This is a genomic window from Chloroflexota bacterium, assembly GCA_014360825.1.
Classification (GTDB): domain Bacteria; phylum Chloroflexota; class Anaerolineae; order UBA2200; family JACIWT01; genus JACIWT01.
The window spans coordinates 1-14,427 of the sequence record JACIWT010000035.1 but is presented as its reverse complement, the minus strand read 5'-3'; the positions used below and the strand labels follow the sequence as shown (position 1 = coordinate 14,427).

Sequence of the window (14,427 nt, the reverse complement as noted above, 5' to 3'; positions counted from 1 at the left end):
CTATGAGCACGGCGCGGGGCTTTGCCAGCGCCGTCGAATTCGACGGACTGATCTACGTGGTGGGCGGCTACAATGGGGCTACGGAATTCGATCTCTGCGAGGTGTACGACCCAGCGGCGGAGGCTGCCGGGAGCAATCCCTGGTCATCCCGCGCGCCGATGGCCCAGGGTCGGGGCGGGCTGGCCCTGGCTGCCGCCGACGGCAGCCTCTACGCCATCGGTGGTGGATGGATCAACCGCCTATCTTTCAACGAGCGATACGACGTGGCGCAAGATACCTGGTCTCCTTTCGAGACCCCGGTCCTGGAACAGTGGCGCACCTTGGGCGCAGCCACCATCCAGACAGGCGATGGCCCAGTGATCTACGCGGTCGGGGGCTTCAGCGGCGACTATCTGAACACGAACCGCGTCTTCCAGACTTTCTTCCGCATCTACCTGCCGCGGCTGTAGGGGGTTATGGGGCTATGTGTCGGGGGTTGCCGTGGATGATTGCCCTAGTCCAGTGGCCAGGTTTACATGCCTTTTGGTACTTTCGGCACTGCCGTGTCCGTACTTCAGTACCTTCCTTTATCCGTTCGGTTCTGTTATAATATTGTATGAAACCATTAGTACATTACAAGTGAACGAGTGTAACGCGATGCACCTTTGAGAGGTGACTGCTCGAGTTTTGCTGCCACATTATCTTAGCCCTTCATCAACTTTGGTAGCATGAGAGCAATAGTTGTATCTATGGAGGGTCAGCAAAGCATGGCTTTTCGATGGCGAGATGGTCGCAACGTTGTCAGGCTTCTGCTCGGCGACGACACAGTGCTATCCAGAGAACTCTTGGCAGCCCTCTTGGCAAAGTACGACATTGAGATCACGGATCAAGCCTTCACCTGCCAGGAACTGCTCCAAAAAGTCCGGGAATCATCACCCGATATCATTTTATTAAGAGGGTCTCTGCCGGGGATGGAGACGGACGAACTGTGTCGGCGCATGCTCGCTCAGGAGCCGGGGAGGAAGATCCTTATCTATGAGGCCCATGGGGAATGGCATTGGTTTACCTCGGCCACAGGGATGCGGATGAGGGTGCGAATCACCTGCGGAGATGAACTCGCAAATGCTATCCATACCCTTGCCACAGCACAATTCCACCCCTTCCCCCTGGATTCTGGAGAGGAGTATCAATACATCCGCCCTGCGGATGCGAAGATCAAGGCGGCTGGCTTCAATGAGACTCAGTGCAAGATCCTCCGGTTGGTGGCCAGAGGGTGTAGCAACCAGGAGATTGCTCGACGGCTCTCATTACAGCTGCAGACCGTCAAGAATAACCTGAACACGATCTTTCGGGAGTTCGGAGTCCGCAACCGCACCGAAGCCGCAATAGCAGCCCTGCGACGAGGCATCCTCTCGCTGCAAGACGTGATGACTGAGCCAGAACCGTCCGACTCTGACACGGGTTATCGCAGCAATTGATAGGACTGTGTTATCCTGCCTGAGCGACTGCTCGCCCAGGAGCGAATGATGGGCGGGTAGTTTCCTCCTTTTCCAAATTCCCCTTTTCACTCGAAATGCCCCTCGCTTTTGCAATGAGTGTGAGCGAGGGGGCAGTGCTCTCCTCAAGCCCAAAATGGTACTTTTGCCCACGCAGTTGAGAACTTCGGTATCTGTTTTTTCCCGCTTCACTGTGATATACTGTTTATGAGTGCACGGGCAGTATGCCCGTGGGCTTTAAATGAGCCTACCTATTACCTGCAACAAATGAAAGGGAGTGACAGATCAGGAGAGGCTTAGTGCTACGTGCTCACAAGGAGGCGATGCCGCGCGTTAGCCAATGAAGAAGCAGTGCCTGTCCTTTGACCCGCAGATCCCGCCACATAGGGAGGAGGAGAGGATGAAGACGAAGTTGTCCCTGCTGGTTACCCTCGCGCTCTTCGTGTGTATGGTTACCCCTGCCGCTGCCCATCCTGGCACGCTCTACGTGGACGATGATTTCAGCCCCTCGATGCCAGGCTACGGCACGACCTACTTCAGCAACATCCAGGACGCAGTGGACGCTGCCTCGGATGGCGACTCCATCTACGTCTATCCCGGCACCTACACCGAGAACGTCGCCGTGAACAAGCAGGTGTACATCCGTTCCGTAGCAGGAGCAGCGGCGACCACGGTGGACGCAAACGGTGCGGGGAGTGGCTTTCATGTCTCCGCTAACGGGGTGCTGATTGACGGCTTCACCATTGTGAACGCCAAAGCCACAGACCAATACTACTGTGGCGTTTTCGTGGATGGCGTGCGCGGGGTAGAGGTTATGCGCAACACGATTCACGACTGCCAGTATGGCATCTACCTCTCGGAAACGGGCAGCGGCACCACGAACAAGGTCCACGACAACACTGTGTACAGTTGCACCATCCACCGCACGGATCAACTAGATGGCTGCGGGATCATCGCCTGGGGTGATTCGACCGGCAACAGCGACCTGGAAATCACCGACAATGAGGTGTACAACTGTGACCGCCAGGGCATCTTTGTCGGTGGGTGGCCCGAGACGGTGCGCTCCAGCGGCGTCCTCATCACTCGCAACGTCGTCCATGACAACGGCAAGGCGGGCCTGCAAGATCAACTGGGCATCCAGTGCAACTTCGTGGACGACAGCACTATTTCCTGGAACGAGGCGTACAACCACGGCAGTACGTCCGAGGTGATGCCTGGCAAGGCAGCCTTCGGCATCTACGTCTTTGCCGGCGATGGCAACACCATCCGCAGCAACTACAGCCACGACAACAACTACGGCATCGTCATCTACGGCTACGACAGCACGGACGAGGGCTACACGGATGGCCTCAGCGCGCTGAACAATCAGATCGTCCGCAACCGGGTAGAAGACAACTGGCGCGGCATCTATGTATCCAAGAACGATGCTGCGGCGGCCACGACGGTGCAATACAACCGCATCACCGGCCACACCAGTTACGGCGTGCGCAAGTATCCCTCGGACTCCGGGACGACGCTGGTGGCGGAGTACAACTGGTGGGGCTCCTCGGCCGGGCCTGGGTCGGGGGAGGCCAACGGCATCACGGAGCGGGTGGATGCGGACCCTTGGTCCACGACTCTGGCCCTTCCGGTAGGCTCTGCGATTTCGCGGATCAAGGTGGGTGAGAGCAAGACCTTGGATGTCAAGATCTGGGCCGACAGCCTGTATGGTCTGCAGTTTATTGTCAACTATGACACCGCCCCGGTGGACAAATCTGCCCATTCGTGGGCTTCTGGCCCATGGTACGCTGACTACATTGTCTGGGACGGCGTGACCGATGAGGGTGCGGGGACGGTGAAATTCGCCGCCAGCCAGCAGAGAGACCTGCATCCAAACAATGTGACATTGTCTGGCGACGAAGTGGCGGATATCACCTTCCTCGGCGTTGCTTCTGGCACCAGCACCATCCACTTCACGAACATCAAACTGGCGGACAAGGACGCCAACGAGTACCCGGCCACCATTCAGGATCACCTGATCATCGTCGAGGCGCGCACTGGGAGCATCATCGGGGTGGTCAACATGCAGGGCCGGGCCAATGACAGCGGCGCGGGGGTGTACGTGGTCCCTGGCGGCTACAGCGCTGTGACCATCGCCAATGGTTCGTTCACGGTGAGCGACGTGCCGGAGGGGAGCGGTTACACTGTGCTGGCGGAGATGGCCCGCTATCTGGATGCGGAGAAGACGGGGGTGACGGTAACCGGTGGCGGCACCACCGACCTGGGCACGGTGACCCTGCTCGGTGGCGACGTGAACGACGACGACGTGATTGACATCACGGACCTGGCCGCCATCGGTGGGCAGTTTGGCAACACGGTAGACCCGGCGACCACGCCCGCGGACATCAACTACGATGGTGTCGTGGACATCCTGGACCTGGTGCTGGCCGCAGGCAACTACAGCCTGTCCAGCCCGGTGCCCTGGGCGTGATAACGTTTCCACAAGGCGGGGGGCAGGGGACAAGGGCTTAAGCCCCTTGCCCCCGGGGTTCTGGACGCCTCGCCCCTGGTCCCATGATCTATACAGTGCGCGCTGAGAAGCGAGAAACCGCCCCAAAGGAGGTGAGCACGGGAGAAGGGAAGAGGGCAAAGTTCCAACAAAGATATTGTATCTACTCTACGATTCCTGAAGGAGGGAATTTAGGATGAACAAGGGAATTCGATTGCTGATTGCGTTGGCGATGGTGGTGGGGGTATTGCTCACCGTTAGCGTGCCAGCCGGCGCGGCAGGCCCGGACTGGAGTGACAACTTCAATGGCGGGGCACAGCAGACTTGGGTTGTGGTGGACATGGGTGACAACAGTACCCATGTCTTCCAGAACGATCGCTATGAGTTGCATACGGAAAGCGAGAGCGGTGATGCCAAGGCGCTGGCCAGCTACGTTGATGTCACCGCCGGCAACTATATGATGATGGGGCGGGTCCAGCAGATGGCCAGCGAGGACCATTTCCTGGCGTACCTTATGGCGCGTGCCCACCCTGCGAACATGAACGCATACCTGATGGGCATTAGTTCAAATGGCACACACTACTGGTTTGGCAAACTGGTGGCAGGTGTATACCAAGACGTTACGCCTTCTTACATCGAGCCGGCTAGCTTCAATGTCGCTGACACGACGGTCAAATTCGCCGTTTTTGGCAATACGCTAGTTGGCAAGGTGTGGACAACTGGTACTACGGAACCGGATCACTGGATGATCAAGGCGACAGATACCTCGTACACCAGTGGCGTAGGCGGAGTCATGATTGCAACGTATCCCACCTTCGACTGGGATGTGGTCCAAGCGGCTTTCGATGACGTCTCCCTTTCAACGCCATCGGAGGTGTGGGTGGATGACGATTGGGCCGGAAAGAATCCTGGCGATATCGTGGGCGGGCACACCTATGGCTACGACGCCTTTGCCAAGATCCAGGACGGCATCAACGCTGTCGCCTCGGGTGGCACCGTGCATGTCGCGGCGGGGACGTACGTCGAACAGGTGGAGGTCACAAAGAACCTGACATTGCAGGGCGTGGGTTCCAGCACAGTCATCCAATCGCCTGATGCGCTGAGCAAGTACTTCACGACCGGCTCGAATAACAACAAACCCGTTGTGTATGTGCATGACGCGGACAACGTCACCATCCAGAACCTGATGGTGGATGGTGCAGGCAAAGGCAATGCCAACTACCGGTTCATCGGCATTGGATACTACAACGCAGGTGGAACGGTGGCCGAGGTGGAGATCAAGGATGTCCGCGACACGCCGTGGAGCGGCGCCCAGCATGGTGTAGCCCTCTACGCATATAATGCGGATGGGTCCCCTCGCACCTTGACGGTTACCAATAGCAACATTCACGACTTCCAGAAGAACGGCATGGCCCTGAATGGCACGGGGCTGATGGTCAACGTCAGTGGCAACACTGTCACCGGCTATGGCCCCACGAATGTAACGGCGCAGAACTGCATTCAGGTGGGATGGGGCGCGAGCGGGACAGTGAGCGGTAACACCGTGTCCGATGTGTCCTGGCTGGGCCCAACCTGGACCGCCGCTACGATACTGGTTCTGGACAGCAATGCCGACGTGACGAACAACGATGTAACCAACGGCCAAACGGGCATCTACTTCTGGGGCGGAAGCGGCACGATTTCAGGGAACGACGTATCGGGTTCCGATACGGGCATCGGTCGCGAGGACTTCTATGGCATCATAGCCGGCGACCCGCCAATGGCACTCCCAAGCCCATTCGACGAAACCGACGTTAGTGCTGCCGGCGTCCGTGCTATGGCGGACCTCACCATCAACGTTACGGATAATACCATTACAGGAAGTGGAGGAGACACCTCAGAGGGCCTAGAGATTGCAGGCGGGTACGATGACGATAACGTGTCCCTGACTGCCACAGATAACACTATTACCGGTTGGGGCTACGGCGTGACCGTCTACAAGTGCACGAGCGATTGCGGGACCGGCACCTTCACCTCTCTGGCCCTTCATCAAAACAGCATCTCAGGAAATAGCCAATATGGTATGTACGTTGACGGCATGACATCCGACGTGGACGCCGAGCTCAACTGGTGGGGTGCGGCGGATGGTCCCGGTCCAGTTGGGCCAGGCTCCGGCGACAAGGTGAGCGCCAACGTGGACTACTCGCCGTGGCTGGGCAACTATCCGAGCACACCCGGCTCCAATACTTATTACGTGGACAACACCAGCGATCCTGATGACATCAACGCCCTCATTGACACCATGTCCGCCGGCGATACCCTGGTGCTGCGCGCAGGCACCTACACAGGCGGTATCACGCTGGACAAGGCGGGCATCACCATCATGGGCGAGGATGGCACCATCATCGGCCCTGGCTCGCACGGCATCACAGTGAGCGCCGATGACGTAACCATCGAGGGCATCACCCTGGACGGCACGGGTGGCGATCCTGGCGACTGCGGCATCTATGTCAACGCCGGCGTGCAGAGGCTGTGGGTGCGGGACTGCGAGATCCGAAACTGGCCAGCCGATGGCATGTACTTCGCGGGGGCAGTCACCGGGCTGAAGGTGGTAGACAACTATGTCCACGAGAACGGTTCAGACGGGATCGAGTTTACCGCCACTCCCAGCGGGACGGTGCAGGTCTACGGCAACGCTTTCCGTTCCAACACTGCCTATGGCATCAACAACGGCGGTGCGACCAGTGTTATTGCCGAGTACAACGAGTGGGGAGACATTGACGGTCCTACGGGCACTAACGGTGACGGTGTAAGTGGATCCGTGGACTACGATCCCTGGGTGTTCGGGAAACTCTATGTGGATGCTCCTGCGACAGTCCGCGAGGGCGAGAACTTCACTGCTTACATCAAAACCGACACCCACCATCTGTATGGCGTCCAATTCGACCTGACCTTTGATCCGACCAAACTGCAGGTGGTCTCCCTGGCCGATGGTGACTTCAAGGCCAGTGGTGAATCCGTCAAGACCTACGACAACGTTGCGGGTACGGTGCACTATCACTACTCTCGCCAAGCGCCGGATGCGGAGTACGATGCCACGGGCGGGGTGATCTTGGGGATCACCTTCCAGGCTCAGGACATCTCGGGGTCTTCTCAGAGCGCCACCATTGACCTCCAGGATGCTTCGGTCAGGCTGGGCGCGAAGGGTGGCATCAACATCTACGTGGACTCGGTAACCGACGACTCGGTGCTCATCCTGGGCACGACGACGGTGAGCGGTGTGGTGGACCTGCAGGGTCGAGACAACGACTCTGGAGCGGTGGTAGACCCGGAGCCTGGACAGACCTACGGGTATGATCCGGCGCCGTACACCACTGGGGCATGGGGCACGTACTCTTTCGCCAACATGACGGATGACACCTACAAGTTCACGGTGGAGATGACCCGCTACCTGGATGCTTACAAGGATGTGGTGGTAGGGGGCGAGACGCTGGACCTGGGGACGGTGAAGTTGCTGGGCGGCGATGCGGACGACAGCGACACTATTGATATCTCGGACCTGACCATCATCGGTGGCCAATTTGGCAAGTCTGGCAGCGACATCACCGACCCACGAGCGGACATCAACGCGGACAACATGGTGGACATCCTGGACTTGGTGCTGGCGGCGGGGAACTACGATCTCTCCAGCCCAGTGCCCTGGGCGTGAGAATGTACCGGGTATGGGGGCGACAGCGCGACTGTCGCCCCCACACTTGCGTGCTCTTTGACCGCTTCACCAAGTCGTGAGACCCATCGAGAGGGGTGGCGGAGACCGCCACTCCCTACATCTATGCGCTAAGAACAACCACGAAGGGGATGGAATCATGCGACCTATCTTGGTCAAGACTTCGTCCTGTGTTTGTGTGCTCCTCTGCATCATGCTCCTTGGCACGAGTGGCGTTTTGGCTCAACAGACTACCCTGATCCATCTCATTCCCGCTCCGGCACTGGTCGGGGAGGGACAAACCGCGGCCGTGGAGGTCCGCGTGGAGAATGTGCGCGACCTCTATGGGCTGGACATCCGCCTCAGTTTCGACCCTTCAGTCGTGGAAGTGGTGGATGCCGATCCAACCACCGATGGCGTCCAAGTCCGGCCCGGCGATCTGCTGAGCGTGGACTTCGTCATCCGCAACACCGCCGACAACGAGAAAGGCACCATCTGGTTTGCGCTGACGCAACTGAACCCCAGCGAGGCGGTGAACGGCAGTGGCACTGCATATATCATCACTTTCAAGGGAAAGCGCGCGGTCGCCAGTAGCCCACTGACCATCACCTACCAGAAGATGGCAACGCGCACAGGCGAAACCATCCCCGCATCTACCACAGACAGCGAGATTCGAGTGGTAGAGGCTGCGCAAGCGCCACCCACACCGACCGAGGCCCCGCCACCACCTCAGCCAACGGTAGGGGTGCCCACGCAGGCGCCAGCAGCGAGCCCAACATCTATACTCACCGAAGCGCCGACTACCGCTGCGCCTGCCGAAGAGACCACCTCACCCGCGCCCACCGACACACCGCTGCCGACTCAGACGACTGCTCCCACGGAGCCACCGCCCACCCCAACACCGGCAAGGACGGCGGTTCCCGCTCCCACGGCCACGCCAGTCATCGTTGCGGAGGTGAGCCAGCCTTCGCCGACGCGCGCCGCGCCCTCTCCGACCCCGATCAGCGAACCGCCTCCTGCCACGGGCGGGCCTTCTACCTCATTCCTTTTGGAGGTCGCTGTCCTCGTGCTGGTCCTTGCGATCATCGTGTGGGTCGTGCGGCGCAAGGCGAAGCAATCAACATAGCACACGAAGGGGTGGGAGAACATGTCGGATGTCAGAAGACAACCAGACCCCTGGCTGGCCTTGCTGGTCGGTGTGTTCGTGTTGGTCTCTCTCATCATGAGTCTGGGAGTGGTCTGTGCGGGAGCGCAATCGGGACCTGAAATCCAGGTTCAGGTTCCGCCTCCCGGTGAGATCATGGAGGCCGATGGCGCGATCACCGTCACCATTGTCCTCACTTGTGAGAATGTGTACGGCTATCAGTTCGTGCTGACGTTCGATCCCGATCTCTTGGAGGCGCAGGGGGCGGGGTTTGACGACACTTTCCTGAACCCCGGTTACACTCCACCACAGTGGTCGGCCACAATAGACAATGTGGCGGGCACTGTTCATTTCGCGGCCACGCAACTGCGGCCCGCGCCCCCGGTCACAGGCTCAGGACCCATCGCATGGGTCCAGTTCGTTGGGAAAAGCCCTCCCACACTCCCGGACACGGCCACTGTGGACATCTCCGATCCGCGCCTGGCATCCCGAGATGGAGAGCGGATGATACCGACGGTGATTCCGGGGACTATCCGAGTCCTTCCCAAGGCAATCATCACCGGACAGGTAGAATTGCAGGGACGAACCGATTGGAGCGGGGCAGAGGTAACAGCCTTGCCCCTCAGTGTTGGCGATACCACCGACATGGGCGGTTGGTATACCCTGACCTTGCCTGTGGATTCGTACACCATCGCGGTAGAGATGGCTCGCTACCTGGATGCACAGCGCGCGGTGACGCCCGTCCGAGGGGAAAATGTGCTCCCCACGGTGAAACTGCTGGGGGGAGATGCAAACGATGACGATGAGATTGATATCCTCGATATGAGCATCATCGGTGGCAAGTACGATATGAGTGTGGACCCATTGACAGAACGTGCAGACATCAATGCAGACGGGGTGGTGGACATCGTGGATATGGTCATCGCCGCAGGCAACTATCTGTGCACCAGCCCTGTCCCATGGGCATAGTCCCGTAGTTTGACTGCTACTTTCATGGAGAAAGCGGGGAAATATGGAGAAGATGGAAAATCGCAGCCCAACAACCGTCCAGCGCAGAAAGTTGTACACAGTACCAGTCATTTTAGGGTTCGTTTTGCTTGCAACGGTGTTTTTCATGGATCTACTACCTCCATCTACCCTGGCGTCGGATGATGTTGACGTTTTGGACCTCCCGGGCACGCTCCGGATTTCTCCCCCCTCGGCCACAATAGATGTGGGGGGCAATGTAACGGTGGACATCTTACTGGAAAATGGGGGAAACTATTACGGTCTTGACCTTCGCTTCTCCTTTGATAAGAACCTGGTGAGCGTTCCTTCGGGGCAGGTAACGCCTCTTTGGGAGGTTTTTGACCCCGTCAACCATTTCATCATCAAGAACCAGGCCGACAATGCAAATGGCACCGTGTGGTACGCGGTAACAAACATTAACCCTGCTGAGCCGTTCACAGGTACGGGGCGAATCTGCTCCGTTACGTTCTCTGGCCTGGCCCCCGGAACCACGGCCTTGCACTTCACCTACGCCAAGGGTTCCACCCGTGATGGAGCGGCTCTCTGGCCAGCGCTGGTAGATGGGCAGATTGTAGTGCGGGGGCCTACGGAAACCCCAACCCATACTCCTTCGCCGACAGCGACGCCTACTGAGACGCCCACACACACCCCGACCTATACTCCAACCCATACGCCGACGAACACTCCCACTGCCACCTCCACACCCACGAGCACACCGCCATGTAGCACCGTCCAGGGCTATGTCACGATCAATGGGCAGCCCGCACCACTTTACACCCAGATCCAGGCTTGGTCTCTAGGGATGTTGGTGGGCACAGGGCAGACCAGTCAGACTAACGGGTGGTATCAGATGCAGGTGTGCTGCTACGCAGGGTCTAACGTCACCTTCCTATTGCGCACGCCCGACGGCGGTACTTGCTGGTCGTGGTACAATTGGACTTGTGCTCATCCACCAGGCCAAAATGTGAACTTAGCCTGTAACATTGTAACTCCGTCACCGACAGCGACGAGCACACCTACTCATACACCGACGCAGACGCCTACACGAACTCATACGCCAATCTACAGCCCAACTCCTACGCACACGCTTCCACCGACCCACACGCCAACCATCACGTCCACACCGAGTATCACACCGCCCCCTTCAGGCGTGATTGATGGGGTGGTCTGGGAGGATGTCAACTATAACGGGGCCTTCGATTGGAACGAGCAGGGCATCGGCAACGTAACAGTGGATCTGTATCGCAACGAGGGTTCAAGTGGAATAGTTACCATCGCTGATCAAATCCTGGTCTCTACTACTACAACCAAAGCCAACGGCTTCTTCTCTTTCACCAACCTGCCTCGGGGCCAGTACCTGGTTACTGTGAGCGATAGAAATCATGTCCTGAGCGGATACCGGCGGACTACGCCCCTTGATCCCGTGCCAGTGGAACTGGTAACCGATTATCAGGCAGTGGCTGTGCTGTTTGGGTATGCGCGACCGCGGTATGAACTCTACTTGCCGGTGATTTTGGTGAACACCACATCGGGCGGAGGTGCACCGGCTGCCTTTCGCACATTCACCTTTTGGGATATATGGCGATGATACGAGTGCAACAAGCCAAATTCAAAGGGATCATTGGGGCAGCGCTTTGCCTGGCATCCCTGATTTTCTTGGGCTTGGCCGTCCTTTGCACCGAGGGATACCCCGCCGCAGAAGCAGTGGCCTATGATGCGAGCAACATCGGCGTTATTCAGATTCGCCCCTCTCTGGCCACGGTAGACGTAGGCGGAAACGTGACGGTGGAAGTCTGGTTGATGGACGTCGGAAATTACTATGGCATTGATTTCCGCCTCTCCTTTGATAAGAACCTGGTGAGCGTTCCCTCAGGGCAGGTAACGCCTCTTTGGGAACTTTTCGACCCCGTGAACCACTTCATCATCAAGAACCAGGCGGACAGCGAGAATGGTACCATCTGGTATGCCGTTACCAATCTGAACCCGGCTGGGCCGTTTACGGGCACAGGGCGGCTCTGCTCCATCACCTTCTCTGGGCTCACTACTGGCACCACGGCTCTGAATTTCTATTATGCCAAGGGGTCCACTCGCGATGGAGACCCTCTCTATCCGAGGCAATTGGGCGGTGCGATAGAGGTGGGGTCGCCACCAGCGCATCGCTTCTATCTGTACCTGCCCATCATTTGGAAGAAAGCAGTGGGGATGTAGGGACCGGGGCGTGGTGGAAAGTATACCCGGTCGGGCTGTGACGAGAAGGCTGGGTGATACACTCAGCCTTCTTCTTGGTCTTATGGTGCGAGGTTTTGGGGAAGGGATTTTCAGAGTCACCTCCTCTGTCATTTGGAATTGCCTTTCCTGTGCCGTGTCTGCGCACTTGCGTTCTCTATATGGCTCGGCTGAAACGAAATGGCAAAGAATAGAGATGGATTAGAAGAATACAAGGCGACACGATTACAGAAGAGGCGAATATCCATTGTATCGCTCACTGTGGCGTTTGGCTTGTTGGCTGTGGCGCTCTTTTTGAGCCTCCTATCGCGATCTACCACGGCGTCAGAAGAGGTGAGTCCCCAAGACTTGCCCGGCGTGATCAAAATCCTCCCCTCACCAGCCACTGTGGATGTAGGAGGAAATGTAACAGTGGAGGTCTGGCTGGAGAACGTGGGGAACTACTATGGTCTCGACTTCCGCCTCTCCTTCGACAAGACTTTGGTGAACGTGCCCTCCGGGCAGGTTACGCCTCTCTGGGAGGTCTTTGACCCCATAAATCACTTCATTGTCAAGAACCAGGCCGACAATATCACTGGCACCGTCTGGTACGTGGTCACGAACATTAACCCTGCGGAACCCTTTACTGGCACGGGGCGTGTCTGCTCCATCACCTTCTCTGGACTTGCTCCTGGGACCACGGCCTTGGATTTCTACTATGTGAAAGGCTCCACTCGCGATGGAGTAGGTCTGTATCCAACTCAGGTAGATGGGATGATCGTGGTGGGGACGGTCACACCCGGTCCGACGCATACGCCTACGTCCACACCTATACCGACGCGAACGGCAACATCATCCCCGACCCCCACGGCGACGTCCACTGCAACGGCGTCGCCTACGACCACAAGCACAGCGACACCGAGCCCGACGCCCACCGTCACCTCTACGTCCACGCCGGTGACGCCGAGTCCGACGCCCACCATCACCTGGACGCCCACGCCGGTGACGCCGAGCCCGACGCCCACCGTCACCTCTACGTCCACGCCGGTGACACCGAGCCCGACGCCCACCGTCACCTCGACGTCCACGCCGGTGACGCCGAGCCCCACGCCCACCATCACCTGGACGCCCACGCCGGTGACGCCGAGCCCAACGCCTACTCATACACTCACTCATACCCCAGGCCCCTCACCGACACCCACGGCTACCCCGACACTCACGCAAACGCCTCCTGCTCCGCCCGCTGTGATGGCTTTCCAATACGGCGTCAGCCCCAGCAGCAGTTATGTCGGGGTCGAGGATACCACGGTGGATATCGCTCCTACCACGCAACGGTGCACAGATATCCGCCTGTTTGTGCGGTACGACCGCTCGAGACGGACACTGATTAAATTCGACCTCCGTCCTATCCCCGCGGGGTCCTCTATCGTCTCTGCCACTTTATTATTGGTGCAGAATGACCATGTAGAAGATTTGGACCCCGGGGACGCGTACAGCCCTTCTCCTTGGTCTCTCGATGTGGGTATCTACCGTGTGCTGAAGCCTTGGACGGCCTGTGAAGTGACGTGGAGCCATGCCAGCACTGGTCTGCGTTGGGAGGTGGCTGGCTGCGATGGTTCTTCGGATCGGGCGAGTGTCGCCGAGGATATTGAAACTCTCCAACCATTGCTGCCCTCTGAGAAGCGCGTCATTGCCTGGTCTGTCACGAATATGGTGCGCGATTGGGTAGCCAACCCGGCTACGAACTATGGTATGATCCTGATTGGCACCGGCAACAAACAGGAGTTCTGGTTCGCGTCTTCGGACTACTGTTACGGTGACTACGCCCAGCGGCGGCCTAAACTGGTGGTGAATTATTACCTGCCCACGCCGACACCGACGGCCACCCCTACCTCGACACCCACCGGAACCCACACGCCTACTCCCACGCCAACGTACACACCCCGGCCAGGCTCGATTACGGGCATGGTGTGGGAAGACTTGGATGGGAATGGGATCGTGGATCCAGACGAAGCCAACCTGGGATTGCCTGGCGCAGTCATTCGTCTCTGGAATAGTGCCAAGACGCAGGAACTCCGCCCGGCCTACACTACCCAGCGTGATGGGCGGTTTGCTTTCTTCGATGTGGCACCGGGCATTTACGTAGTCACAGAGGATAATCCCCCTGGCTATCTTTCTACCACAACTGACCGCGTAGGTGTGATGGTCATCTCAGATATGGTAACGATAGGGGTGAACTTCGGTGATAGGTGGGCTGGCGATACTCCGACGCCCTCACCGACGCCTTCACCACCATACCATGCCCTTCTCCCCATCCTGGTGAATAACATTTGGCAATGATCTCACTTCGGCGTCCGAGAGAAAAGGTCGGATAAGCCGCGGATATACGTCTCCACTTGCCCTTTCTGGGTTTGAGTGCAAA

Annotated in this window: 9 protein-coding genes; all 9 read left to right on the top strand. The window is 58.3% G+C overall.

Annotated elements, in window-relative coordinates:
* Nucleotides 1-449: hypothetical protein (locus H5T64_12875; GenBank protein MBC7265230.1), on the top strand; the 449-nt coding region annotated here is incomplete at its 5' end.
* Nucleotides 450-746: 297 nt separating this feature from the next.
* The gene (locus H5T64_12870) at nt 747-1,457 is read left to right on the top strand and encodes a response regulator transcription factor (GenBank protein ID MBC7265229.1); all 711 of its coding nucleotides are present in this window, start codon (nt 747-749) and stop codon (nt 1,455-1,457) included.
* Between the two features lie 418 nt (nt 1,458-1,875).
* Entirely contained in the window at nt 1,876-3,945 is a 2,070-nt protein-coding gene (locus tag H5T64_12865) for a right-handed parallel beta-helix repeat-containing protein (protein MBC7265228.1), read from the top strand.
* A 214-nt stretch (nt 3,946-4,159) separates the two neighbouring features.
* Nucleotides 4,160-7,651, top strand: a complete 3,492-nt coding sequence (locus H5T64_12860; GenBank protein ID MBC7265227.1) for a right-handed parallel beta-helix repeat-containing protein — start codon at nt 4,160-4,162, stop codon at nt 7,649-7,651.
* A gap of 157 nt (nt 7,652-7,808) precedes the next feature.
* Complete coding sequence (locus tag H5T64_12855) at nt 7,809-8,774, top strand: hypothetical protein (protein ID MBC7265226.1); 966 nt, start codon at nt 7,809-7,811, stop codon at nt 8,772-8,774.
* Nucleotides 8,775-8,795: 21 nt separating this feature from the next.
* On the top strand, nt 8,796-9,761 hold the full coding sequence (locus H5T64_12850; protein ID MBC7265225.1) for a hypothetical protein: 966 nt from the start codon (nt 8,796-8,798) through the stop codon (nt 9,759-9,761).
* Nucleotides 9,762-9,804: 43 nt separating this feature from the next.
* The gene (locus tag H5T64_12845) at nt 9,805-11,388 is read left to right on the top strand and encodes a hypothetical protein (protein MBC7265224.1); all 1,584 of its coding nucleotides are present in this window, start codon (nt 9,805-9,807) and stop codon (nt 11,386-11,388) included.
* Nucleotides 11,385-12,008, top strand: coding sequence for a hypothetical protein (locus H5T64_12840; protein MBC7265223.1), 624 nt, complete (start codon nt 11,385-11,387; stop codon nt 12,006-12,008). Before H5T64_12845 ends, H5T64_12840 begins: the two co-directional genes overlap by 4 nt.
* A 198-nt stretch (nt 12,009-12,206) precedes the next feature.
* Nucleotides 12,207-14,345, top strand: a complete 2,139-nt coding sequence (locus H5T64_12835) for a DNRLRE domain-containing protein (protein MBC7265222.1) — start codon at nt 12,207-12,209, stop codon at nt 14,343-14,345.
* Nucleotides 14,346-14,427: the final 82 nt, after the last annotated feature.